This window comes from Paenisporosarcina sp. (assembly GCF_049671445.1).
Taxonomy (GTDB): Bacteria; Bacillota; Bacilli; order Bacillales_A; family Planococcaceae; genus Paenisporosarcina.
The window spans coordinates 14582-39647 of the sequence record NZ_JBATUX010000118.1; the positions used below are offsets into that span (position 1 = coordinate 14582).

Genomic DNA, 25066 nt, shown 5'->3' on the forward strand with positions numbered 1-25066 from the left:
AAACGCGAGGTGAAGAAGATATGACTGAAGTGAAAAGAAAAGATCAATGGACTACTGAAGATGATCATAAATTAGCAACTACAGTATTGGAAATAGTGAAAAATGGAGGCACTCAAATTCATGCATTTGAAGTGGCTGCAGAAAAACTTTCTCGAACAAAACAGGCTTGCGGTTTTAGATGGAATAAAACATTGAGACATACGTATGGACAAGACTTGAATCATGCTAAACAAAAATATCAACATCCTATGCATACACATTTAAAACAAGCCATGTCTAGTTACGATGAATTGTTAGAAGCTCATAATAGACTCCAAAAAGAACATGCACAGTTGAAAACATTTGTTCAACAAATTCAACGTGTCTGCTCAGAAAGTCCATTACTCCATCAGAAAAATTAAGAGAATATAGAAGCTGTTTCTTTCAAGATTAAATCTTAAAAGAGGCGGCTTTTTTCTATATTGTTTGTGAAGTTTGAATATTTCTTCATTCAAAGCTTGAAATCGTTTTCATTTTTCGTATAGACTATGTAGGATGGGGTTTCATGTTCAAACAACTTAGGGGGACTACATATGCAAAAAGTATTAATTGCTAATCGGGGAGAAATTGCCCGTCGAATCATCGAAACATGTAAAAAGTTACATATTGAAACAGTGGCAATATATGCCGAAGCAGACGCTGAATTACCATATGTAAAAGAAGCAGATACAGCATTTTTGATTGGTCCAAGCCAAGTGCAACAATCTTACTTAAAAGCGGATGAGATTTTAGCTTTAGCTTTGCGTGAAGGGGTTGACGCAATTCATCCGGGCTATGGTTTATTATCAGAGAATGCAGGTTTTGCAAGAAAGATAGAAGAGGCTGGGATGATCTTTATTGGTCCTCACCCAGAAACTATTGATAAAATGGGCGACAAGATTGGTTCTCGTCAAACGATGCAAGCTGCAGGTGTGCCAGTAGTACCTGGTACTGATGAAGGTGTACATACCATTGAAGAGGCTGTTCAAGAAGCACAGCGAATTGGTTATCCAGTCATGCTTAAAGCAAGTAGTGGCGGTGGCGGCATCGGTATGATTCGCTGTGACGATGAGCAAGCGCTCAGTCAGAACTTTGTTTCTGTAAAAACACGTGCAAAAGCATATTTCGGAGATGATGTCGTCTTTTTAGAAAAATACATTTCTGGTGGTCGTCATATAGAAGTACAAATCTTTGGTGATACGCACGGCAATATCGTACATTTGTACGAACGCAATTGTTCCGTTCAGCGTCGAAACCAAAAAGTTATTGAAGAGTCACCTTCACCGAATTTCCCACAAGAAGCTCGCGAGCGCTTGTTGAAAGCGGCAGTAGATGCTGCAAAAGCAGTAAATTATCGCAATGCTGGGACTGTAGAATTTATTGTAGACGAAGAAAACCAGTTCTATTTCCTAGAAATGAATACAAGACTTCAAGTCGAGCATCCCGTGACAGAAGCTGTTACAGGATTTGATTTAGTAGAATGGCAACTACAAGTGGCTAAAGGTGAGACTCTACCCGTTATCAATCAATCGGATATTCACTCAAATGGACATGCTCTTGAGTTCCGAATTTATGCAGAAGATCCTAAAACGTTCTTCCCTTCACCAGGGAATATCAAAACTTTGGAATGGGGTCCAACTGAAGGTATCAGAATAGATGCAGGTTACGAAGAAGGCAATACAGTAACTCCTTTCTATGATCCAATGATTGCAAAAGTAATTTTTCAGGCGGACTCCCGACAAGAAGCAATAAACAAAGCACAAAAATTCTTTTCATCTGTTAGGATTGAAGGAGTTAAAACAAATGTTGCCTTGTTCCAAGAATTTTTAGGGGCAACAGCTTTCCAAGAAGGTACTTATACGACGGCGGTATTACCGCAATGGCTTGAACAACAAAAGGAGGAAAAATAACATGAAACAAATTCAATCGACAATGGCAGGAACAGTATTTAATATCGTAGTTCAAGTAGGGGAAGAAATTACTGCAGGACAAACAGTTATGGTTTTAGAATCAATGAAAATGGAAATTCCAGTTGAAGCAGAAACAGCAGGTAAAGTTGCGAAAATTGAAGCTCAAATTGGCGATTTTGTAAATGAAGGCGACGTATTAGTTACATTTGAATAGTATCACTTGGGGATAAGTGAGATGAAACAAGGGGGCAATACAATGACGGAGAAAACGACATACAACGAACGCTTAGAAGAGAAGTTAAATACTATTTTCGCAGGTGGTCATTCGAAATATCATGAAAAAATGAAAGAACAAAACAAATTATTCGTCCGAGATCGCTTAGCCTTACTTTTTGATAATGGTGAGTACTTGGAAGATGGCCGATTTGCAAACTGTGAAGCGGGTGATTTACCTGCTGATGGTGTGGTAACAGCGACGGGTAAAGTCGGTGGACAACAAGTTTGTGTAATGGCAAATGATTCTACAGTTAAAGCCGGTTCATGGGGATCGCGTACTGTTGAAAAAATCATTCGCATTCAAGAAATTGCAGAGAAAACTCGTGTGCCAATGCTTTATTTAGTCGACTCAGCTGGTGCACGTATTACCGATCAATTAGATATGTTCCCAAATCGACGCGGAGCAGGTAAAATATTCCACAATCAAGTACGAATGTCTGGATTTGTTCCACAAATCTGTTTACTTTTTGGCCCGTCAGCTGCGGGAGGAGCGTACATTCCAGCATTTTGCGATATTGTGATTATGGTGGAAGGTAATGCATCTATGTACTTGGGATCGCCGCGTATGGCGGAGAAAGTAATCGGTGAAAAAGTAACACTTGAAGAAATGGGCGGAGCTCGCATGCACTGTTCGATTAGTGGATGTGGTGATGTTTTAGTCGCAACTGAACAAGAAGCTATTTCTGAAGCGCGACGTTACTTAGCATACTTCCCAGCAAACTTTACCGAGATGCCGAAAGTGGTAGAACCGAAAGCTATAAAAGAAGGTCGTACTCTTGAAGCAATAATTCCAGAAAATCAAAATGCACCATTTGATATGTATGAAGCGATCGATCAATTAATTGATGAAGGCTCACTCTTCGATGTGAAGAAATTATTTGCCCCAGAAATCATTACGTGTCTCGCACGGATTGAAGGACAGGCAGTCGGTATTATTGCGAATCAACCGAAAGTTAAAGGCGGAGTATTATTTATAGATTCTGCTGATAAAGCTACTAAATTCATCAATTTATGTGATGCTTTTGGAATTCCTTTATTATTCTTAGCGGATGTTCCTGGATTTATGATTGGTACAAAAGTTGAGCGTGCTGGAATCATTCGACATGGTGCTAAGTTAATCATGGCTATGAGTTCTGCAACTGTACCGAAAATTTCAGTCATCGTGAGAAAAGCTTACGGAGCAGGTTTATACGCAATGGCAGGCCCGGCATTTGAGCCAGATGTATGTATCGCCTTACCAACAGCTCAAATTGCAGTTATGGGTCCAGAAGCAGCTGTAAATGCGGTGTTCTCAAATAAGATTGAAGCGATTGAAGATCCGAAAGAACGTTTGCAATTTGTTCTACAAAAACATCAAGAATACAAAGAAGAAATTGATATCTATAAATTAGCTTCTGAAATGATTATTGATGAGATTGTTGCACCAAGTAATTTACGTGAAGTATTAGGAATGCGTTATCGTGCATATAGTACGAAACATATTTCACAGCCACCTCGTAAACATCCAGTTTATCCAGTATAATCAATAGCAAGATTGGGAGGTCTGCCGCATGTTGGTAGGCCTTTTCATCTATAGGATGTTCAAAAAGCCCTCTAAAAATAGCTTCGCATCTCTTCGTTGGCTTGTTTTTCCGCTCCTCACGTATTAATAGCATACGCTTTGGTGCTCGAAGACTACGCCGCCTGGACCTACTTTGCTCTTTTTGTACTCCTTTTTGAACTTATATAAGATTTAAGGGAGTTGATTTCTAATTGAACGTGGTGATTGTTGGAGCGGGTGCTATCGGATTGCTAATTGGTTCATTATTAAGTGAGCAAAAACATGAGATTACATACATAACACGGACGACTGAACAAGCGGATAACCTAAGACACAACGGAATTACACTCGTTCAGGCAAATGGTGAAAAAGTTCATTCACGTGTCGAAGCATTTGTGGATTATGGACAAGCACCAACAAATGCATTGTGGATAATCGCTGTAAAATATCATCATTTACAGGACATAGAAGAAAAATTACATGCACTGCCTCTGTCCGCGCCACTATTATTTATTCAAAATGGAATTGCACATTTACAGTGGATTAATCAGTTGCAACAAGAACAAATATATATTGCAACGATTGAACACGGAGCTTTTAAAGAAAATGCAACCACAATTATTCATAAAGGAATAGGGTTGACGAAGGTTGCACCTTATAAAATGACAACTAACACCCCTTTAGACATGACGATTTTGCAATCTCCTAAATTCCAAATTGAATTTGTAGAGGACGCTTATGCAATTGTTTTAAGAAAAGCGATATTAAATGCCTGTATAAATCCGATTACGACGATCTTATTTATTGAAAATGGCAAACTTATTTCAAATAAACATGCCTTTCAACTAATGCATTCATTATTTCTGGAATTGCAAACAGCCTTTCCAGAAATATCATCCATGTTAACTTTTGAACACGTAAAAGCACTTTGTGAAAAAACATCTCCTAACAAATCTTCTATGCTTCAAGATCGTTTGAATAATCGTCAAACTGAAATTGAACCAATTGTAGGAGCATTATTAAAGTTAGCAACAACTAGGGACAAAGAGTTACCCCTTTTACAAACGCTATATCAATTAGTGTTAGCAATTGATGAAAAAGGTGAACCGCATGAGTAACTTATTCCAAGTTATTATAAGTTTTCTATTAATTTTTCCGATAGCCATATTTATCGTGGTATATTTTGTTTCTAGAAAATTAAACAAAAAAACGACAAAAGCTTTTGGTCATGCTGCAGATGTGACGACTATGGTTCTATTTTTTGCGGTTCCTATCGCGGTTCAATCCTTATTTAAAGTAGAAATAGTGGGATTCTTGGTGGGCATGGCGTTAATCATCAGTGTCTTCTTGACATTTCTTGAGTGGAAGTCTCAAAAGGAAATTGAATTAATTCCACTTATACGAAAGATATGGAGATTTTTATTTTTAGTCCTAAGTGTTACTTACTTCATTGTGTGGTGTTTAGGGTTCGTCTTTAAAGTAATAGAGTTCGTAAATTAAAGTCCAACAAGTCGTTTGTTTTTCCTGTCTTGTCGCCAAATGATATACTCGATTTGTATTTACACGCAAAAGGGGTTTACCAAGATGAAATTTGACCAAATTGATCAACCAAATAGCAGTTCCTTCCTAGCAGATTTTCATGCTCAAAAGAAAGAACTATTAACGTATTTTCATTATTTACCGAATCCAACTTCGTATGAGCATCGTGCTTTATCATTGAAATCTCATCAAGTAAACAGACAGCAACTGACGAGTGTTGTCCGTGAATATATGATGAAATTCCAGCACAATGATGCAGTTGATAAACATTTAGCTGAGTTGGAAAAAGACGCCTTAGTAGTTATTGGGGGTCAGCAAGCTGGTTTACTCACAGGACCACTTTATTCCGTACATAAAGCACTATCAATCATTTTATTAGCTAAACAACAACGACAAGCTCTAGGAGTTCCGGTCGTTCCAGTTTTTTGGATTGCCGGAGAAGATCATGACTTAGATGAAATCAATTCAACCTATACACCGAATTTCGGGAGATTACAAAAACATACGTACAATGATCGTCCGAATCGGAAACAAATGGCCTCTGAAACAGAGGTAGAAGCTGAAAAATTACAGACGTTCATTCGCGGCATATTTAAACAATTTAATGAAACAATCTATACGAAAGAATTGCTTCATAAATGCCTAAATATGACGAAGGATGTTACTTCATACACTGATTTCTTTGCAGTGATGATGAATGACTTCTTCTCAAATGAAGGTTTGTTATTAATTGATGCTGCCTATCAACCACTTAGAAAGTATGAATCTCCTTATTTCGTCAAGATGATTGAGCAATCTCAAGAAATTGCGTCACTAGTAGTTGAACAAGAGAGAGTATTTGAACAAGCGGGTTATGGTCTTCCAATACAGGCTACTAAAGATAGTTCAAATTTGTTTATTGTTGAAGACGGAGAACGCTTTTTATTGAGAGATAACAATGGAGAATTCGTAAATGAAACCGCGGGACTTCGTTTCTCTAAACAACAATTGATTGATATTGCGATTAACCAACCTGAACGCTTAAGTAATAACGTGGTTACTCGTCCTTTAATGCAAGAAATGGTGTTCCCTGTCTTAGCGTTTATCGGTGGACCAGGTGAACTGGCATACTGGGCTGCATTTAAAACAATGTTCGAACATTTTGATATGGAACTTCCAGTCATGGTTCCAAGATTGTCCATAACCATGGTGGATAAAAAGTCTAATCAATATTTAGACGAATTAGATTTACAAGTTAAAAGTGTTTTCGATGGGGAGCTACAGTCTCATAAACAAGCTTTCATTAACGTTATTAAAGATAATGACGCAGAAGAAATGATACTAGAAATTGAACAAACTTTAATCGAACAATATGAAAAATTAGAAAATCATTTATCTAATGCAGGACCGGCGTTCAGTCTTCTCACGAAGAAGAATTTAGAACTCCACAAGAAACAGTTCACATACTTGAGTCGAAAAATAGAAGATACTAATTTATTACGACATGATGTGAAAATTCGAAAGTTTAATCATATTGAAGGAACATTATTTCCTGAGTACACATTACAAGAAAGATGGTTCAGTCCTTTATTATTTTTAAACGAAGTAGGTCCAACATTAATTGACGAACTATTATCACAACCATTCGAATTTAATGGCAAACATATAATCCTAACTTTTTAATTCGTAAAGCCTTCTCTTTTTTTGAGACGGCTTTTTTCTATGGGGGAAAAGGATTTCAAACTGTTTCAACAAGTACTATTATCACATTTTTCGGTGTTTCGTAATTTTTTTTTAGAAACTGGTGGAGGAAAGTGGGGGGATGTGGTACATTAATGACAATAAGTGGGGTGAGTAGCATGTTCATGGGAGAATATCAACATAGTGTTGATGCGAAGGGCCGTCTTATTATTCCGGCAAAATTTCGCGAGCACCTAGATGAGACTTTTGTGATCACACGAGGTCTTGATAACTGCTTATTCGGCTATCCTATGAATGAATGGCGAAAACTCGAAGAAAAATTAAAAGCTCTACCTGTCACAAAGAAAGATGCTCGTGCATTTACACGATTCTTCTTTTCAGGAGCGACCGAAGTTGAAATTGACAAACAAGGACGTATAAACATTCCAAGTACATTGTTATCTCATGCAAGAGTGGAAAAGGAATGTATCGTACTTGGCGTATCAAACAGAATTGAAATTTGGGCAAAAGATTCTTGGACATCTTATTTTGAAGAATCTGAGGACTCATTTAACGACTTGGCAGAAAATATGATTGGCTTTGATATATAACGAAAAGCTTAGAAGCTAACTATAGCTCGACACCAGCGCTGGAAAAGAAAAGCATGATCGAATTTGAAAGAGGAGGACGATTCAGTTGTTCAACCATACAACAGTATTACTTCATGAAACCGTTGACGGATTGAACATTCGTCCAGATGGCATATATGTTGACTGTACCTTAGGTGGTGCAGGACACAGTGAGTATTTAGTTCAACAATTAAATGATCAAGGGAAGTTGATATGTTTTGATCAAGACACTACTGCTATTGAAAATGCGAAAATCCGCTTAGCGGACCATCTTCATAAAATAACGTTTGTCCATGCTAACTTCCGGGACATTAAAGAAAAATTACAAGAACTAGGACTAGATAGGGTTGATGGTATTCTTTATGACTTAGGAGTATCTTCTCCACAACTGGATACGCCAGAACGAGGTTTTAGTTATAATCACGATGCCCCATTAGATATGAGAATGGATATGACGGCTTCCCTGTCAGCTTACGATGTTGTAAACGACTGGGAATTTAATGATTTAGTTCGCATTTTCTATCGTTATGGAGAAGAAAAGTTTTCTAAGCAAATCGCACGCAAAATCGAAGAAGCTAGAAAACATGCACCTATTGAAACTACGGGTCAGCTGGTTGAACTCATAAAAGATGGTATTCCAGCACCGGCTAGAAGAAAAGGTGGTCATCCTGCAAAACGAGTATTCCAAGCCATTCGAATTGCAGTAAATGATGAACTAGGAGCAGCGGAAGAATCACTACAAGATGCCATAGAGCTACTAGCTGTAAATGGGCGAATTAGTGTAATTACGTTCCACTCATTAGAAGATCGAATAACCAAAACAATATTTAAAGAAGCAGCATCTTATCCTGAACTACCACCAAACTTACCTGTTATTCCAGAAGGTATGGAGCCGCATTTAAAATTAATTACACGGAAGCCGATTTTGCCAAGTGAAGAAGAATTATTGAATAATAATCGATCTAGATCAGCCAAACTTAGAATTGCAGAAAAAATAAAAGATGAGGGACGTGTCTAAATGGCAATGCACGCTAGAACACAAACAACTTACATAAAGCAGCCTGTCGTTAATCCACAGCCTGCAGTCAACCCGACAATCAAACCAAACCGTAAAATCCTTACAAAAGGTGAAAAGGTATTAATTGCTCTCTTCGTATCTGTCGTTGCATTATTTAGTGTGATGATCCTACAAACACAAGCTAGTATATATGCCGCATCTCAAGACATTCAATTAGTTGAACAACAAATTGATGAAACAAAAAAACAAAATACAGATTTGTCCATTCAAGTAAGCGAACTCTCAAAATATGACCGTGTTTGGGAAAAAGCAAAAGCATTAGGATTGAAGCTGAACGAGAAAAATGTGAAGGTTGTAACGGGACAATGAAAAAGAAATTTCGATTTCAATGGGGAGCCTTTCTGATGTTTTTGTTCTACGGAGGGCTCTTTTTTCTATTGTTGTCACGGATGATTTTTATCCAAGTCACGGGAGAAGCAGATGGACAAGCACTTGCGGCTAAAGCTGCTGCAAAGTATGAAAGAGAACAAATTATCAATGCAAGTCGCGGAGAAATTTTAGACAGAAATGGGGAAGTCATCGCAGAAGATACATTAAGCTATCGATTAGTTGCGATCCTGAGTCCAAAAGCGACAGAAAATGCAAAAAATCCAAAGCATGTAAATGATGTGGAAAAGACTGCGAGTATTCTTGCACAATATATCCCTTTATCCAAAGAAAAATTAATAGAACGCCTATCAAAAGAAGACGTTTATCAAGTGGAATTTGGATCAGCAGGACGAGACATCAGTCATGATGTCATGACAAAGATAAAAGAACAAAAATTACCAGGCCTTGTTTTTGTGAGAGATTTGAAACGTTTTTATCCAGGAGGAACATTTTCTTCGCATCTAATTGGCTTCGCTGTAAAAGAAGAACAACCCGATGGAACGTTTCAAACTGTTGGGAAAATGGGTCTTGAGTCAATTTATAATAAACAACTGACCGGAAAAAACGGGAAAGTTCAATATGACGGTGATTTGTGGGGTTACTTGTTACCAAACTCAGAAGAAATGGTGACACCTGCTGAAGATGGGAATCAAATTCACTTAACACTAGATAAAACCGTACAAAACTTTCTAGAGGATGCGATGACAAGAGTCGAAAAAGAATATTCACCATCAAGTATGGTGGCAATGGTGGCAGATCCGAAAACAGGAAAAATCCTGGCAATGAGTCAACGCCCATCATTTGATCCGGAGACGCGAGAAGGTCTTACGACAAATTGGTTGAATGAAACGATTGAAAATACGATTGAACCAGGTTCCACCATGAAAACATTTACGGTGGCAGCTGCAATGGAAGAGAAAAAATGGGATCCGAATGCCTGGTATCAGTCAGGTAAATACACGTTACTTGACACGACTATCCGAGATCATAACTTAAAAGGATGGGGAAGTATTACGTATTTAGAGGGATTCCAACGATCTTCTAACGTTGCCATGGCTTATTTACTTGAAAGATTAGGCGATACAGCATTTCTTGAATACCTTGATAAATTTGGATTTGGCCAAAAAACTGGGATTGACCTTCCGAATGAAGCAAGTGGGAAAATTATTAGTAAGTGGCCACTTGACCGCTTGGTATCAACATTTGGACAAGGTTCTACGGTAACTCCAATGCAGCTTATTCAAGCTGAAACGGCTATTGCAAATGACGGCGTCATGATGAAACCATATGTAATTGAAAAGATTGTGAATCCATTAACAAAAGAAGTTATGCACGATTCTAAACCTGAAAAAGCAGGAAAACCAATTTCTGCGGACACAGCAAAGAAAATGAGAGAATTGTTGGCCTCCACAGTAACTGACGAAAAAGGAACTGCTCAACGATTCGCACTAACTGATTATACAGTGGCAGGAAAAACGGGAACTGCCCAGATTCCAAATGAGGATGGTAAATATTTAGCAGGTTATGAAAATTACTTGTACTCATTCCTTGGAATGGCCCCAGTGGAAGATCCTCAATTAGTTGTTTATGTGGCGGTGTCAAAACCAAAATTAGAAGCGACTGAAGTAGGATCCATGCCAGTCTCTGAAATATTTAAATCGGTTACAGAAAATAGTTTGAAGTACATGAACATTAAACCTGAAGAAATGAAATCTACTCCTGCAGTTACGCTTCCTGACGCAAAAGACAAAGAGGTTGCAGCAGCTGAAAGTCAAATGATTAAACAAAAGTTGAATCCAGTTATTATCGGTAATACGGAAAAAGGGAAAATCACTGAACAATTTCCTGCAGCTGGTACTGAAATACTACCAGGTAGTTTAGTAATGTTGAAAACGTCTGGACCAATAACTATTCCTGATTTTACAAATTGGTCAAAACGACATGTTTTGGTCTACCAAATGTTATCTGGATTAAACATTGAAGTCGTTGGTAATGGCTATGCTGTTAGTCAAAGTGTTTCCAAGGGGACTGTAACAAACGAACAGGCACCAATCGTAATTAAGCTAGAAACTCCTGAAGAAACAAATAAAAAAGCCAAGAAAGAAAAAGAAAAAGAGGGAGAAGAAAAGCTCCCTCAAGATTAAATGTTGAATAGGCACTCCATTTTAGTCATATCTTGTTAAAAAACAAGGTGTGGTTTTATGAAGGCAGGAGTGCCTCATCAATTGAAAATCAGAGTTCGAACAATGCTGCTCATCTTTTTTTGTTTAAGTGTTGCGTCTGTAGGGAAACTAGTTGTGATGCAGTTTTTTCAATACGAATGGCTTACGCTAAAAGCAGAAGAGAATTGGGATCGGGAAATCCCTTTTTCTCAAACTAGAGGTAATATTCGAGATCGAGATGGAGAATTAATTGTAGGTAGCAAACTAGCCCCTACCCTTTATTTTATGCCAGCTCAAAGCGATGATGTTAAAAGTGCCGCGGCCAAACTTAGCAAAATTCTAAATACAGATGAAAAAAAACTCGAAGAACAAATGAGTAAAAAAACATTTTTAATTAAATTGGCTCCTGAAGGTAAAAATATTGAACTTGGCACAGCCCTTGAAATTCAATCATTACAAATCCCAGGTTTGTATACAGGTGTTGATTATGTTCGAGATTACCCGCACGATGAGTTATTGTCCCGTCTTCTTGGATTTACTGGGTATGACCATCAAGGATTAGCTGGTATTGAGTTCCAATACAATGAATATTTAACGTCAACACAATCAACTTTACGCTTATTTACAGATGCTAAAGGAAATTCACTTCCTCATGTAAATGACGGATGGGGTAAAGGAAAAGATGGAGCGACGGTAGAATTAACCATTGATCTTGATGTTCACGAGATTATGGAGCGGACACTTTCCCAGGCTATGGAAAAATATGATGCTGATCAAGCAATGGGAATTGCGATGAATCCTAAAACTGGTGAGATCTTATCTCTAGCTTCTTTTCCGACTTTCCATCCATTGGAATATGACAAAGTTAGCCCGAGCGTTTATAATCAGAACTTGCCTGTGTCTATGACATTTGAGCCAGGCTCAACCTTTAAAATTATTACTCTTGCCGCTGCGCTAGAAGAAGGAAAAGTGGATTTGGAGCATGAATCATTTTATGACCCTGGTTATGCGATAGTCGAAGGTGCAAGATTACGATGTTGGAAAAGAGAAGGACATAAACACCAATCATTTTTAGAAGTCGTTGAAAACTCATGTAATCCAGGTTTTATTGAACTAGGTCAACGTGTTGGACGTGAAAAACTGTCGAAATACATACGTGATTTCGGATTTGGGCAAAAAACAGGATCATCCATTGCTGGAGAGTCCACAGGTATTTTGTTCTCTAAAGAAAACTATGGACCAGTTGAACATGCGACAACATCATTCGGCCAGGGTATATCGGTTACACCCATTCAACAAGTTCAAGCGGTTTCTGCCGCTGTGAATGGCGGAACGTTGTTTCAACCTTATGTGGTGAAACGAATTTACAATGAAGAAACCAACGAGGTAATAACAGAAAATGAACCAACGAAAGTGCGACAGGTAGTATCCGAAGAGACATCAAAACAAGTTCGTGAATCATTAGAATCAGTAGTGGCAATGGGTTCAGGACGAAATGCTTTTCGTGATACAATGAGAATTGGCGGAAAAACAGGGACTGCACAGAAGGCTGTTAATGGGCGTTACGTTGAAGGGCAGTATATTGTATCGTTTATTGGTTTTGCACCTGCTAACGATCCTGAAATCGTCGTTTATGTAGCGATTGACAATCCGAAACATGTTTTACAGTTCGGCGGAGTTATTGCTGCACCAATCGTAGGGGAAATTATTGAAGATAGCGCACCTTTTATTGGATTCAATTACAATAAAGATCAAATCCAAAAAGAGTATAGATGGGGAGATAGTATAGAGCGAAGAGTTCCTGATTTAGTTGGGCAAGAAAAAAATAAAATTATGATGGTAGATGAACCATTTAAAATTGAATGGCACGGGACAGGAACAAAAATAATATCCCAGCTTCCACAAGCAGAAAGTTTACTGTCTGTTGATGGTACGATTCATTTATACTTAGGTGAATAATAGTAATAACGACAACCATCGTTTATCCGAAGGAGAATACATATGACACTCGCAACAACATTAATGATCGTAGGAATCGGATTTCTACTTACCGTTCTTTTAACACCTATTTTCATTCCGCTATTAAAACGGATGAAGTTTGGCCAAAGTATTCGTGAAGAAGGTCCACAATCCCACATGAAAAAAGCAGGAACACCTACAATGGGTGGTCTTGTATTTATTGTCTCGATAGCGTTCACCACAATAGCCGTGGCATTTTATTTAGAAATGCTGACAACACAAACGATTGTGTTGGTTTTAGTTTTTGTTGGTTTTGGCATAATTGGATTTTTAGATGATTTTATTAAAGTTGTACTGAAAAGAAATTTAGGATTGACATCATTACAAAAAATAATCGGTCAAATCATTATTGCTGTTGCTTCCTTTTTCCTACTTAATCAAGGACCTTTCGAAACAACTGTAAGTGTTCCATTTACTGACTGGTCAGTAGATCTTGGAATTGCATATGTAGGGTTCATGATTTTTTGGCTCGTTGGGTTTTCCAATGCTGTGAATTTAACAGATGGTTTAGATGGACTTGTTTCAGGTACGGCATCAATTGCTTTTACAACATTCGGTGTTTTAGCATTAGTTTATCAACAATTAGATATCGCTATTTTTGCTTTTGCCGTGACAGGAGCCCTTCTTGGGTTTTTGATTTTCAATGCAAACCCTGCAAAATTATTTATGGGTGACACTGGTTCGTTGGCATTGGGTGGTGCGCTTGCCATGGTATCCATCCTAGTTAAACAAGAGCTATTACTCCTAATCGTAGGTGTAATTTTTGTAGCAGAAACTTTATCAGTTATTCTTCAAGTAATTAGTTTTAAAACAACTGGAAAACGGATTTTCAAAATGAGTCCTCTTCATCATCATTTTGAACTATCTGGTTGGTCTGAATGGAAAGTGGTAGTGGTCTTTTGGTCAACCGCATTCCTTGCAGCCTTTATTGTTGTAATGCTGGAGGTATTGTAATGAAACATATAACAGAATTCAAAGCAAAAAAAGTTCTCGTATTAGGCCTTGCAAAGAGTGGAGTAGCTGCAGCGGAAATTCTTCATAAATTGGGCGCATTCGTTACAGTAAATGATTCAAAACCTTTTGAAGAGAGTCCAGATGCACAAAGTTTATTAACTAAAGGAATCACGGTTATTTGTGGACGACACCCGGAAGATTTACTCGACGAAGGTTTTGAATATGTGGTTAAAAATCCTGGTATACCGTACCACAATCCGATTGTTAGTGACGCAGTAAGAAGAGGAATTCCAGTATGGACTGAAATAGAATTAGCCTATTTGATTAGTGAAGCTCCTTTTATAGGTATCACAGGATCAAACGGGAAAACTACGACAACGACTTTGCTATTCCACATGCTAAATCAAGGTGGTCAAAATCCTTTAATAGCCGGGAATATTGGAACAGTTGCTTGTAAAGTAGCTGAGGAAGCGAGAGAGGATCAAGTGATTGTTACTGAACTTTCATCCTTCCAATTGATGGGTATAAATGCATTCCAACCAAGAATTGCGATTCTAACAAATTTATACGAAGCTCATTTAGACTATCATGGATCATTTGAAGAATATGGGGATGCCAAATTTGGAGTAACCAAAAATCAAACAAATGAAGATGTTTTTATTTATAATGCCGATCAACCAGAAGTTGTAAAATACGCGGGCTTGTCAAAAGCAAAACTGATTCCATTCTCAACTAAAGGCCGCCGAGAAAATGGAATAAGTGGAGATGCAGAGTATATATATTGGAAAGGTGAGCCTTATCTGGAAAGAAAATTGATTGCTTTACCAGGTGAGCATAATCTTGAAAATATATTATGTGCCGTTGCAACGGCTATCTTAATGGATTGCCCTAAGGAAACTATACAACATGTCTTGACGTCCTTTACAGGAGTAAAACATCGCACGCAATTTTTACGTGAATGGAAGAAACGTAAATTCTACAATGACTCTAAAGCGACCAACACATTAGCTACAAGAAGTGCTCTTGCTGCTTTCGACCAACCGGTAATATTACTGGCAGGTGGTTTAGAGCGAGGACATTCATTTGAAGAATTACGGGAAGATATGAATCACGTAAAAGCGGTGGTTGCATTTGGTCAAACTAGTGATCGTCTTATGGACTTTGCAGCATCATGTGGAGTGAAAAATATAGAAAAAGTAGAAAACATTCAACAAGCAGTTAAAGTAGCAACTGAATTGTCAGAACCAGAAGATATTATTTTGCTTTCACCTGCCTGTGCGAGTTGGGATCAATACGCAAACTTTGAGCTGCGTGGCGATGATTTTATCGAAGCTGTATTTCAAATTAAGTAAGACGATTACCAGATGAAGGGATGCCAACACTGCTTAAAAAACCGACGCATATTTTTCTTTTTACAAGTTTACTAATCACTGTGATTGGTTATTGTTTTGTTTATTCTGCCGGTTCTTACTGGGGAAAAGTACACTATGAAGATAGTCTCCCATTTTTTTGGAAGCAAATTATGTACGGCACTTTAGGTATGTTAAGTGCTTGGGTGATTTATAAACTACCTTTTATCCATCTTCAGAAATTTTGGTTTGGCGCTTATATTGCGTCAATACTTATGCTGTTTGCAGTTTACATACCTGGACTTGGCATTGTCCGAAATGGTTCCCAAAGTTGGATACAAATTGCTGGATTTAGTTTGCAGCCAGCAGAATTCGTAAAAATATCAGTAATGGGATTTTTGGCTTGTATCTTAGCGAAAAGAATGAATGATAAAAAAAGGAAGTATGTTGGTCCTTTATTAATTTGTTTAGTCCCAGCTGGAATTATTTTAGTACAACCTGACTTTGGATCAGCTTTTTTATTAATAGTTGGTGGATTTTCTCTTTTATTTATTGCTGGCTTCCCCATCCGTTTTTTTGTGGGCTTAGGTTCTATAGGGGTTGTTGCACTAGTTGGCTTAATTGCCTCTGCTCCCTATCGATTAAAGAGGATTTCTGCATTCCTTGATCCATGGGAAGATGCTTTAAATAGCGGATTTCAAGGTATTCAATCTCTCCTAGCGATTGGCCCCTCAGGTTTGTTTGGACATGGCTTTGGCCAAAGTAGACAAAAGTTTTTGTATTTACCAGAACCCCAAAATGATTTTATCTTCTCTATAATTGTTGAAGAAATGGGCTTCTTTGGTGCAGTAATTCTAATAAGTCTGTTCTTGGTTTTCTTATTTACAGGCTATCGTTTAGCAATTGCAGCTCCAACAAAAGTGGGTTTTTATGCTATTGCCGGACTCCAGTCCATGATAGGATTTCAAATCTTTTTAAACATTGGTGTAGTCATTGGGTTATTTCCGGTAACTGGCGTAACTTTACCGTTTATCAGTTATGGAGGCTCATCGCTATTATCAACATGGCTTATTGTAGGTCTCATTCTTCGTTTTTCAAAAGATTAATAGAGTAAGAAAGGAGTGAATAACGTGGATAAAATTATCGACATCGAAGATAGAATACCTACGCTGCGAGAGCGCCGGAAAAAGAGAACAAATCGAAAGTTCACGTTATTGCTCGTTATTTTTCTTTTAACTTTATTTGGTCTCCTCTATTTTCAATCTCCGTATAGTCAAGTACAAAAGATCGTTGTTAAAGGTGCTAATTTAACGACTAGTGACCAATATATTGAACAAAGCGGTTTACAAAAAGGACAATCTATGTGGGAAATTAGGACAAGCGATGCTGAAGTCCAATTGAAAAAAAATGATTGGATTCATAATGTCACAGTCAAACGAAGCGGTTTAACTTCTGTCGAAATTCAAGTAGAAGAATGGCAAAAAGCGGCGTATCTCCAATCCGAAACAGGGTTTGACGTCGTTCTTGAAAATGGGGAAGTATTTCAATCTGAAAAAAATTTGTCTCCCGTAGATGCCCCATTGCTTAGCGGTTTTGATAACCCTAAAATTAGAAGCCGTATGGTAAAGGAACTTGCTAAATTAAACGGACAAGTCCTTTCCATGATCTCGCAAATTGAATCAGTACCTTCAAAGGCAGATCCATATCGAATTAGACTATTTATGAATGATGGCTATGAAGTAAGAGCAGTTATCCCATCGTTTGCTAAGAAAATGAACTATTATCCGTCAATAATTGCTGAAATAGGGGATACCGAAAAAGGTGTTATTGATATAGAGGTGGGTTCGTTTTTTCAAACTTATTTAGATATGTATAACCCTCAACCAAAGGAGGTGGAGGAAGATGAAGAAACTCCAGAGTAAACCTTCTCGTGCAGTTGTGAATAAACGAATCATTTTTTCACTAGTATGTTTAGTTTTGGGATTTATTTTAGCTTATTCGTATAGCTTATCAAGCAGCAAAAAGCTAAGTGGAGAACCTGTAAGTAGCAAATATTTTGAGCAAGAAGAACAATATCGAGAAGACCTCATCCTTCAAAAAGAACGCAATAAAGAATTGGCTACTGAGTTAGAAACAAAACAGCAGCAAGTGCGGGAAATTGAAAAGTCCTTGTCTGGTAGTGAAGAACAATATGATAGTTTAATTCGAGAAGCTGAAGATCTGCGACTATTATTAGGTATCCTTCCTGCAACAGGTAAAGGTGTCAAAGTGCAACTCGAAGATGCAGAATATAACCCTACATCCGTTAATCCAAATGATTACATTGTTCACGAAAGTCATGTGTTCCAAGTGCTTAATGAATTGAAAATCTCTGGTTCTGAAGCGATTACCATAAATGGCCAACGATTGCATGCCAATTCTTATATAAAATGTAATGGTCCCGTCATTACGATTGATGGAGAGCAATTTCCAGCACCATTCATAATCGAAGCAATTGGCGACCCCTCAGTATTGTTGCCATCACTTCAACTGACCGGTGGAGTACTTGACCAACTAGTAAACGATAATATCGTGGTAACGATTGAAGAAAAATCAAAAATTGAAATGCCAGCATTGTAACAAGAAAAGCGTAGCTGGCCACTCTAGTCCGACTCCGACGGTGGAAGGACCGATTCGAAAGCCAGCTTTCGCCGTGTTAAGGAAGGAAGGCTAAGTTCGCGACGTCCATGTCGCGACGCCTTCATGACCCACATCCTGTGGGACCAAGCTTAGGTGCGGACTGGCCAGCGGAGCTAGACACTAAAAAACGGACAAGCCCAATTTAGTCCGACCACGATAAGCCTGAAAAATCGGACAGGCTTTTCCTTAAGAATATTTGTACTTGAAAGGAAGGAGCGGTTCTATGAAACAAGGTGTTTATGTCCGCTTCACTATTATTTTATTGATTGTCGGTTTTATGATTGCGGTCCAATACAACACTGTTCAAAAACCTGAATCACGAGACACTCGAGATATGTGGGAAATTAGACAAGAGCTATCTTTTGAGAAAGAGTTGCACTCTGAACTACTTTCAAATATTCGTGATGTCAATCAAACCATTACAAAATATGAGAATATACAATCCGAAAGTCCAGCTCAAGCGTTAAATGAAACTCTGGCAACGTTACGAACTAAAGCAGGCTTAACAGAAGTCAATGGACCAGGATTAGAACTTACCATTGAGCCATCTTTAGAAGGACAAGCACTTGGACAAGAAGTAACAAGTATCTCGCCCGATTTACTTGTTCATTTATTAAATGAAATCAATCGCTTTAATGGCCATGATGTATCAATAGATGGCAAACGAATCATTCATTCTTCTCCAATTCGGGATATTAATGGTCAAACGACAGTCAATAGTTTAACAGTGCGTACGCCACCATTTAAGGTTCGAATTGGTACTGAGTCGATTGAAGATGCAGACAAACTTTACAATCATTTAAAATCTTCGATGATAGCTGATGATTTTTTTATTGATAATTTAACCTTAACCATAGGCGAACCTCAAGATCAAATAGGGATACCAGCATTCGACCAAGCTATTAAAAATACTTATTTGAAAAATACATCTAAAGGAGATTAACTTATGTGGTTGCCATTACTCGGATTAATCTTAGGAATATCTTTGGGTTTATTAACTGATATTCAAATCCCTTCGGTGTATGAAAACTATCTATCTATAGCAGTACTTGCAGCACTCGATACATTATTTGGTGGAATACGAGCTCAATTACAACAAATTTATGATGATAAAGTGTTTGTATCAGGATTTTTCTTCAATATTGCCTTAGCTGCGGGATTAGCTTTTCTTGGAGTTCACCTGGGAGTTGACTTGTATTTAGCTGCGATTTTCGCATTTGGAGTTCGTCTTTTCCAAAACATAGCAGTGATTAGACGAATCTTATTAACTAAATGGACTGACAGAAAAGGGACTATTGACTAAAAAACAGTCGAATAGAAGGAAAATTGACAACTTTTAACGTTTTACTTAGACAAGCTTGATAGAATGCAATAGAATGGACAGTAAAGAGTTGTTGAAGGAGGTGCCACGGATTGAATCAGACAGAATTATATGTTTCTCTTGATATTGGTTCATCATCGATTAAGGTACTTATCGGAGAAATGACAAATGGTAGTTTAAATGTCATTGGTGTAGGCAATGTTAAGTCGAATGGAATACGAAAAGGCGCAATCGTTGATATTGATGCGACTGTGCAATCTATAAAAAAAGCAATTGAACAGGCTGAACGAATGATCGGAATGTCTATAAACGAAGTTGTATTAGGTATACCTGCTAACCAAGCCATGTTGCATCATGTAAAAGGCGTAGTGGCAGTAAATAGTGAAAATCGTGAAATTACCGATGACGATTTAGATCGTGTAATAGAATCAGCACAAGTTATGTCTATTCCACCTGAACGAGAATTAGTGAATTTAGTGCCAAAACAATTTATCGTGGATCATTTAGATGAAATTAAAGATCCAAGGGGCATGATTGGTATTCGTTTAGAAATGGATGGCACGATGTTGACGACATCTAAAACAATTTTACATAATGTATTACGTTGTGTAGAACGTGCAGGTCTTCAAATTAGAGAAATTTATTTGCAACCACTTGCAGCTGGATATTTCGCATTATCAGAAGATGAAAAAAATCACGGAACCGCATTCATTGATATAGGTGGAGGTTCTACTACGATTGCTATTTTCCAAGACGGACATTTAACACATTCATCCGTTCTTCCTGTTGGTGGAGACCATTTGACTAAAGATTTGTCTATCGTCTTAAAAACACCAACTGAGCAAGCTGAAAAAATTAAACATCAATATGGACATGCTTTCTATGATGACGCATCTGATGATGAATTGTTTGAAGTACCTGTGATTGGTGCAGATATGAAAGAACAATATAGTCAGAGATACATATCTGAAATTATTGGTGTCCGTTTAGAAGAATTATTTGAATTAGTCTTAGAAGAATTTTATCGTATGGGTCTTCAAGATTTACCTGGTGGAGTGGTTATTACAGGAGGGGTAGCAAAATTAGAAGGGCTTACACAATTAGCTCGCCATATTTTGCAAACTCGTGTACGACTATATACACCTGAGTATATTGGCGTACGTGAGCCAGGATACGCGACAGCGGTAGGCTTAATACGTTACGCTCATATGGAAGATCAATTCTATAACCGTCTTGGTGGTAATAGTGCTCTAGGTCAATCTAAGAAACCCGAGCATAGCTCACCAGCACCTAAAAAACAAAAACACACGAATCATGTAAAAGAAGAAGACAAAGAAAGTGTAATGGGGAAAGCACGTAAGTTCCTCGATAAATTTTTCGAATAAGACAAGAAAAAGACAATTTGCGATTTAAGGAGGAAATGCGATGTTAGAGTTTGATACAAGCTTAGACCAACTTGCTGTTATTAAAGTCATTGGTGTCGGTGGTGGCGGAAATAACGCTGTAAACCGTATGATTGAACACGGTGTTAAAGGTGTAGAATTTATTGCAGTAAATACAGATGCACAAGCATTAAATTTATCTAAATCAGAAGTGAAATTACAAATAGGTGCTAAATTAACTCGGGGACTTGGAGCTGGAGCAAACCCTGAAGTTGGTAAAAAAGCAGCTGAAGAAAGTAAAGAACAAATCGAAGAAGCATTACGTGGAGCAGATATGGTATTCGTCACTGCAGGTATGGGTGGAGGAACTGGAACTGGTGCTGCACCTGTAATCGCTCAAATCGCTCGTGAGATTGGCGCGTTAACTGTAGGTGTTGTTACTCGTCCATTCACATTCGAAGGCCGTAAACGTCAAACACAAGCGATTGGCGGTATCGGTTCGATGAAAGAAGCGGTTGATACACTAATTGTCATTCCAAATGACCGATTGCTTGAAATCGTTGATAAAAACACGCCGATGTTAGAAGCATTCCGCGAAGCGGATAATGTTCTTCGTCAAGGTGTACAAGGTATTTCGGATTTGATTGCTGTACCTGGACTAATTAACTTAGACTTTGCTGACGTGAAAACAATCATGTCTAACAAAGGTTCTGCCCTAATGGGAATCGGTATTTCTTCAGGTGAGAACCGTGCTGCTGAAGCTGCGAAGAAAGCAATTTCAAGCCCACTTCTTGAAACGTCAATCGACGGTGCAAAAGGGGTCTTAATGAATATCACTGGTGGATCGAACTTGAGTTTATTTGAAGTTCAAGAAGCTGCAGACATTGTTGCATCTGCATCTGATGAAGATGTTAACATGATTTTCGGTTCAGTTATTAACGATAATCTGAAAGATGAAATTATCGTAACAGTAATTGCTACTGGTTTCAGTGAAGATCAAAATACAAACCGTGTTACTAGAAGCGGTGGATTTGGTGCTAGTCGTTCTCAACAAGCGGCTCCGCCACAACAACAGCAACAACCTCTTCGTGAATCAAGAGAATCAAGACGTGAAGAAGCTCCTTCTTATCAACAAGAAGCGCCAAGAAGAGAACAACAAACTTCACAACATGAAGATACTTTAGACATTCCTACGTTCTTACGCAACCGTCAAAAACGTAATTAATAAAAATTGAAAAGCCCATTTCTTGTAGCGTAATTGCTACTTGAGATGGGCTTTTTTGTCGTAGATTTTTTTGTGAAATTAACAAGAAATGACAGGTTTTGCGGTGGACAAGTGATACCGTATTTGTAGGAGGTGAGAAAATGTATGCTGAAGTTTTGATTTCGATTAATACCCTCATCAACTTTTCATTGCTTTCTTTTTCAAACAAAATGGGTTCCTTTCACCAAAAGTCTTGGCGTTTATGGTTAAGTGCATTTCTTGGTGGAGTTAGTATCGTGTTATTTGGTGGGGGTTTCCTGTCGGTCGTCGCTACTTTTGTGTTTATGATGACAACTGCATTTGGACTAAATCGATCAAATTGGCTCCTAGCTGCAGGAAACACATTAATAGCTGCTTTGTTTGCTGGTGGGTTATTAACTGTCATTCAGCCCTTATTAGCAAATGCCAGTTGGTATGTAATGCTTGTCGTGACGGGTAGTGCATTAATATTTAGTTTATCCGGCATTAGAAAAAATTGGTTCCGAATTAATTTGACTGCCATTAAAGATTCATATATGGGTCAAGTAACCATTCGCTTATTTAACCAAGAATTCCAACTCACCTCTTATTCAGACACAGGCAACCTTTGCGTTGAACCATTGTCAGGTAATCCCGTACATTTTATTTCAGCAGAAAAAATGAAATCATTCATTCCTTTAGATTTATGGCATCATTTACATGCATTTGAGGGAGATTCCACAGAAAAATTCCAAGAAATTCCTTTGTTATTTCGATCTCAATTGCGTTTAATACGTCTTCAAACTGTTCAGGATCAGTCCACATGGGCCATTGGCATTAAAGTTGACCACATTCTATTAAAAACAACGAAAGAAAAATCACTTGCACCATGTTACGTGGTCTTAACAAAAAATAGTAAACATTTTCCACGGCAATCAGATGTAATTTTGCATGCTTCAACACTATTCAGCTAAATGGGAGGGCGAATGCTATGTTAATCAGAATTTGGTACAGACTAATTGGACTTTGGAGTAGATGGCGCAGCAAAGGAACATACTATATTGGTGGAAGTGAATCATTACCTCATCCAATGAATCGTGAAGAAGAAGCTAGAACGATTGAAGCATTTATGAATGGTGATTTAACAGCCCGGGATACATTAATAGAACGTAATTTAAGATTGGTCGTCTATATTGCAAGACGTTTTGAAAATACTGGATCGCATATTGAAGATTTAATCAGTATCGGCTCGATCGGTTTAATAAAAGCAATCGAAACTTTCAACACAGAGAAAAAAATTAAACTAGCTACTTATGCTTCTCGTTGTATTGAAAATGAAATTTTAATGCATCTTCGAAAAACTAGCAGGTTGAAATCTGAAGTTTCTTTTGACGAACCTTTAAATTCAGACGCTGATGGCAATGAGCTATTACTTTCAGATATTTTAGGAACGGATGACGATATTATTGCGGAAGATGTAGAGAAAAAAATAGAACGACAATTTATGTTTTCAGCAATCGATTTATTGGATAAGCGGGAAAAATACATTATGGAATGCCGCTTTGGACTAAATGGCCAAGAAGAAATGACTCAGAAAGAAGTAGCAGATATGTTAGGTATTTCTCAATCTTATATTTCCCGTTTAGAAAAGAAAATCATACATGATTTACGAGAGGAATTAAATCAACCAACTAGTTAATGGATGAATTTGGAGTCATCACAAAACGAATAGTTTCCTTCGAGGCGGACACACTGAAAGATATCACAGTGTAGAACAGTTCGGAGGAAAAAGCGATGGTACGTACAAAAGTCGAATTATGTGGTGTAGATACGTCGAAGCTACCTGTTTTATCAAACGAAGTGATGACAAAAACGTTTATACGTTTACAAAGTGGTGACGAATTTGCAAAAGATGAGCTGGTAATGGGAAACTTACGACTAGTCCTAAGTTTAGTTCAGCGATTCGCCTATCGAGGAGAACAAGCAGATGATTTATTTCAAGTAGGGTGTATTGGTTTAATAAAATCTATTGAGAACTTTGATTTAAAACACAACGTGAGATTTTCCACGTATGCAGTGCCTATGATAATTGGAGAAATAAGAAGACATTTGCGTGACCATCATCCGGTACGTGTATCGAGATCGTTACGTGATATTGCCTATAAGTCGATGAAAGCAAAAGAACAATATATTACTGAACATTTGCATGAACCAACCATTCAGCAGCTGGCAGAAATAATTGAGATTCCACATGAGGATATATTATTTGCTTTAGATGCCATTCAAGACCCAATTTCGTTACAAGAACCGATTTATCATGACGGAGGAGATCCTGTGTTCATGCTCGACCAATTACGAGATGAACAAGTATCAGAAGATTCATGGTCGACTTATATTTTTATGAAAGAAAGTATTAGTAAGTTGGATATTCGAGAACAACGCATTTTAGCAAAGCGATATTATTATGGGCAAACTCAAACTGAAATCGCTAAAGAATTAGGAATATCTCAAGCTCAAATTTCTAGACTTGAAAAGCATGCGATTCGTGTCATCAAAGACGAATACAATTTTGATTCACAATGAGAAAAAGCTTTTATTCCTTTTCCGGAATAAAAGCTATTTTTTCGTGAATATAACATAAACTAAATAAAGGGGGTATGACCGTTGAAATTTACTGACATCCAACAAAAAGAATTCATCGAAGCAAGTGATGGGAAAATGCTCGGTTTTGTTAATGATGCGCAAATATCAAAAGAGACCGGTATGATAGAATCTTTTTTCTTAGCAGAGCCAAAAAAAATGTTGGAATTGTTTTCAGGCAATCGCCCAACAGTGATGATTCGTTTATGCGATATTAAGGTAATTGGGAAAGATGTTGTCATCGTACAGTCGAAGGGCGTAGAACATGGATAAACATTGAATATTAGAGGTTTGATTGGTACAATATAGAGATAACATCG

General features: G+C 37.8%; 25 protein-coding genes. All 25 read left to right on the forward strand.

From position 1 onward, the window contains the following. The first annotated feature begins 20 nt into the window (after window positions 1-20). Window positions 21-401, forward strand: a complete 381-nt coding sequence (locus WBG45_RS14090) for a transcriptional regulator (RefSeq protein ID WP_024535096.1) — start codon at window positions 21-23, stop codon at window positions 399-401. Between the two features lie 171 nt (window positions 402-572). Then, complete coding sequence (locus WBG45_RS14095; protein WP_424415544.1) at window positions 573-1928, forward strand: acetyl-CoA carboxylase biotin carboxylase subunit; 1356 nt, start codon at window positions 573-575, stop codon at window positions 1926-1928. Window position 1929: 1 nt separating this feature from the next. After that, on the forward strand, window positions 1930-2142 hold the full coding sequence (locus WBG45_RS14100) for an acetyl-CoA carboxylase biotin carboxyl carrier protein subunit (RefSeq protein WP_024535094.1): 213 nt from the start codon (window positions 1930-1932) through the stop codon (window positions 2140-2142). A 42-nt stretch (window positions 2143-2184) separates the two neighbouring features. Further along, window positions 2185-3726 carry an acyl-CoA carboxylase subunit beta gene (locus WBG45_RS14105; protein ID WP_424415546.1) on the forward strand — a complete coding sequence of 514 codons (1542 nt, stop codon included), beginning with the start codon at window positions 2185-2187 and terminating at the stop codon, window positions 3724-3726. A 236-nt stretch (window positions 3727-3962) separates the two neighbouring features. Beyond that, window positions 3963-4862 (forward strand): ketopantoate reductase family protein, encoded by a 900-nt coding sequence (locus WBG45_RS14110; RefSeq protein ID WP_424415998.1) that lies wholly within the window; start codon window positions 3963-3965, stop codon window positions 4860-4862. Then, entirely contained in the window at window positions 4855-5244 is a 390-nt protein-coding gene (locus tag WBG45_RS14115; RefSeq protein ID WP_424415547.1) for a DUF3397 domain-containing protein, read from the forward strand. The genes WBG45_RS14110 and WBG45_RS14115 overlap by 8 nt, the downstream gene beginning before the upstream one ends. A gap of 84 nt (window positions 5245-5328) precedes the next feature. Continuing rightward, window positions 5329-6945 carry a bacillithiol biosynthesis cysteine-adding enzyme BshC gene (bshC, locus tag WBG45_RS14120; protein WP_424415549.1) on the forward strand — a complete coding sequence of 539 codons (1617 nt, stop codon included), beginning with the start codon at window positions 5329-5331 and terminating at the stop codon, window positions 6943-6945. A 176-nt stretch (window positions 6946-7121) separates the two neighbouring features. Further along, window positions 7122-7553, forward strand: coding sequence for a division/cell wall cluster transcriptional repressor MraZ (mraZ, locus tag WBG45_RS14125; RefSeq protein ID WP_024535089.1), 432 nt, complete (start codon window positions 7122-7124; stop codon window positions 7551-7553). 85 nt (window positions 7554-7638) lie between these two features. Further along, window positions 7639-8589 (forward strand): 16S rRNA (cytosine(1402)-N(4))-methyltransferase RsmH, encoded by a 951-nt coding sequence (gene rsmH / locus WBG45_RS14130; protein WP_424415551.1) that lies wholly within the window; start codon window positions 7639-7641, stop codon window positions 8587-8589. Continuing rightward, complete coding sequence (gene ftsL, locus WBG45_RS14135; protein WP_424415553.1) at window positions 8590-8958, forward strand: cell division protein FtsL; 369 nt, start codon at window positions 8590-8592, stop codon at window positions 8956-8958. A 35-nt stretch (window positions 8959-8993) separates the two neighbouring features. After that, complete coding sequence (locus tag WBG45_RS14140; protein ID WP_424415999.1) at window positions 8994-11162, forward strand: penicillin-binding transpeptidase domain-containing protein; 2169 nt, start codon at window positions 8994-8996, stop codon at window positions 11160-11162. Between the two features lie 57 nt (window positions 11163-11219). Then, a complete protein-coding gene (locus tag WBG45_RS14145) occupies window positions 11220-13139 on the forward strand; it encodes a penicillin-binding transpeptidase domain-containing protein (protein WP_424415555.1) in 1920 nt (639 codons plus the stop codon). Window positions 13140-13181: 42 nt separating this feature from the next. After that, complete coding sequence (gene mraY / locus WBG45_RS14150) at window positions 13182-14153, forward strand: phospho-N-acetylmuramoyl-pentapeptide-transferase (protein WP_424415557.1); 972 nt, start codon at window positions 13182-13184, stop codon at window positions 14151-14153. Further along, the gene (gene murD, locus WBG45_RS14155) at window positions 14153-15505 is read left to right on the forward strand and encodes a UDP-N-acetylmuramoyl-L-alanine--D-glutamate ligase (protein WP_424415559.1); all 1353 of its coding nucleotides are present in this window, start codon (window positions 14153-14155) and stop codon (window positions 15503-15505) included. The genes mraY and murD overlap by 1 nt, the downstream gene beginning before the upstream one ends. Before the next feature lie 20 nt (window positions 15506-15525). After that, on the forward strand, window positions 15526-16608 hold the full coding sequence (gene ftsW, locus WBG45_RS14160) for a putative lipid II flippase FtsW (protein ID WP_424415561.1): 1083 nt from the start codon (window positions 15526-15528) through the stop codon (window positions 16606-16608). A 24-nt stretch (window positions 16609-16632) separates the two neighbouring features. Further along, window positions 16633-17424 carry a cell division protein FtsQ/DivIB gene (locus WBG45_RS14165; RefSeq protein ID WP_424415563.1) on the forward strand — a complete coding sequence of 264 codons (792 nt, stop codon included), beginning with the start codon at window positions 16633-16635 and terminating at the stop codon, window positions 17422-17424. Further along, the gene (locus WBG45_RS14170) at window positions 17405-18121 is read left to right on the forward strand and encodes a DUF881 domain-containing protein (protein WP_424415565.1); all 717 of its coding nucleotides are present in this window, start codon (window positions 17405-17407) and stop codon (window positions 18119-18121) included. Before WBG45_RS14165 ends, WBG45_RS14170 begins: the two co-directional genes overlap by 20 nt. A 283-nt stretch (window positions 18122-18404) precedes the next feature. After that, window positions 18405-19124, forward strand: a complete 720-nt coding sequence (locus WBG45_RS14175) for a DUF881 domain-containing protein (RefSeq protein WP_424415567.1) — start codon at window positions 18405-18407, stop codon at window positions 19122-19124. A 3-nt stretch (window positions 19125-19127) separates the two neighbouring features. Beyond that, window positions 19128-19484 (forward strand): small basic family protein, encoded by a 357-nt coding sequence (locus WBG45_RS14180; protein ID WP_024535078.1) that lies wholly within the window; start codon window positions 19128-19130, stop codon window positions 19482-19484. Between the two features lie 110 nt (window positions 19485-19594). After that, on the forward strand, window positions 19595-20887 hold the full coding sequence (ftsA, locus tag WBG45_RS14185) for a cell division protein FtsA (RefSeq protein ID WP_424415569.1): 1293 nt from the start codon (window positions 19595-19597) through the stop codon (window positions 20885-20887). Between the two features lie 40 nt (window positions 20888-20927). After that, window positions 20928-22109, forward strand: a complete 1182-nt coding sequence (ftsZ, locus tag WBG45_RS14190; protein ID WP_424415571.1) for a cell division protein FtsZ — start codon at window positions 20928-20930, stop codon at window positions 22107-22109. A 140-nt stretch (window positions 22110-22249) separates the two neighbouring features. Beyond that, on the forward strand, window positions 22250-23080 hold the full coding sequence (locus tag WBG45_RS14195) for a sigma-E processing peptidase SpoIIGA (protein ID WP_424415573.1): 831 nt from the start codon (window positions 22250-22252) through the stop codon (window positions 23078-23080). Between the two features lie 17 nt (window positions 23081-23097). Next, complete coding sequence (gene sigE, locus WBG45_RS14200; RefSeq protein ID WP_024535074.1) at window positions 23098-23805, forward strand: RNA polymerase sporulation sigma factor SigE; 708 nt, start codon at window positions 23098-23100, stop codon at window positions 23803-23805. A gap of 95 nt (window positions 23806-23900) precedes the next feature. Continuing rightward, complete coding sequence (gene sigG, locus WBG45_RS14205; protein WP_024535073.1) at window positions 23901-24689, forward strand: RNA polymerase sporulation sigma factor SigG; 789 nt, start codon at window positions 23901-23903, stop codon at window positions 24687-24689. A gap of 81 nt (window positions 24690-24770) precedes the next feature. Continuing rightward, window positions 24771-25019 carry a YlmC/YmxH family sporulation protein gene (locus tag WBG45_RS14210; protein ID WP_024535072.1) on the forward strand — a complete coding sequence of 83 codons (249 nt, stop codon included), beginning with the start codon at window positions 24771-24773 and terminating at the stop codon, window positions 25017-25019. Window positions 25020-25066: the final 47 nt, after the last annotated feature.

Coding starts and splice junctions, on each gene's coding strand:
- WBG45_RS14090 (WP_024535096.1), top strand. CDS start 21: ATGACTGAAGTGAAAAGAAAAGATCAATGGACTACTGAAGATGATCAT.
- WBG45_RS14095 (WP_424415544.1), top strand. CDS start 573: ATGCAAAAAGTATTAATTGCTAATCGGGGAGAAATTGCCCGTCGAATC.
- WBG45_RS14100 (WP_024535094.1), top strand. CDS start 1,930: ATGAAACAAATTCAATCGACAATGGCAGGAACAGTATTTAATATCGTA.
- WBG45_RS14105 (WP_424415546.1), top strand. CDS start 2,185: ATGACGGAGAAAACGACATACAACGAACGCTTAGAAGAGAAGTTAAAT.
- WBG45_RS14115 (WP_424415547.1), top strand. CDS start 4,855: ATGAGTAACTTATTCCAAGTTATTATAAGTTTTCTATTAATTTTTCCG.
- bshC (WP_424415549.1), top strand. CDS start 5,329: ATGAAATTTGACCAAATTGATCAACCAAATAGCAGTTCCTTCCTAGCA.
- mraZ (WP_024535089.1), top strand. CDS start 7,122: ATGTTCATGGGAGAATATCAACATAGTGTTGATGCGAAGGGCCGTCTT.
- ftsL (WP_424415553.1), top strand. CDS start 8,590: ATGGCAATGCACGCTAGAACACAAACAACTTACATAAAGCAGCCTGTC.
- WBG45_RS14140 (WP_424415999.1), top strand. CDS start 8,994: ATGTTTTTGTTCTACGGAGGGCTCTTTTTTCTATTGTTGTCACGGATG.
- WBG45_RS14145 (WP_424415555.1), top strand. CDS start 11,220: ATGAAGGCAGGAGTGCCTCATCAATTGAAAATCAGAGTTCGAACAATG.
- mraY (WP_424415557.1), top strand. CDS start 13,182: ATGACACTCGCAACAACATTAATGATCGTAGGAATCGGATTTCTACTT.
- murD (WP_424415559.1), top strand. CDS start 14,153: ATGAAACATATAACAGAATTCAAAGCAAAAAAAGTTCTCGTATTAGGC.
- ftsW (WP_424415561.1), top strand. CDS start 15,526: ATGCCAACACTGCTTAAAAAACCGACGCATATTTTTCTTTTTACAAGT.
- WBG45_RS14170 (WP_424415565.1), top strand. CDS start 17,405: ATGAAGAAACTCCAGAGTAAACCTTCTCGTGCAGTTGTGAATAAACGA.
- WBG45_RS14175 (WP_424415567.1), top strand. CDS start 18,405: ATGAAACAAGGTGTTTATGTCCGCTTCACTATTATTTTATTGATTGTC.
- WBG45_RS14180 (WP_024535078.1), top strand. CDS start 19,128: ATGTGGTTGCCATTACTCGGATTAATCTTAGGAATATCTTTGGGTTTA.
- ftsZ (WP_424415571.1), top strand. CDS start 20,928: ATGTTAGAGTTTGATACAAGCTTAGACCAACTTGCTGTTATTAAAGTC.
- WBG45_RS14195 (WP_424415573.1), top strand. CDS start 22,250: ATGTATGCTGAAGTTTTGATTTCGATTAATACCCTCATCAACTTTTCA.
- sigE (WP_024535074.1), top strand. CDS start 23,098: ATGTTAATCAGAATTTGGTACAGACTAATTGGACTTTGGAGTAGATGG.
- sigG (WP_024535073.1), top strand. CDS start 23,901: ATGGTACGTACAAAAGTCGAATTATGTGGTGTAGATACGTCGAAGCTA.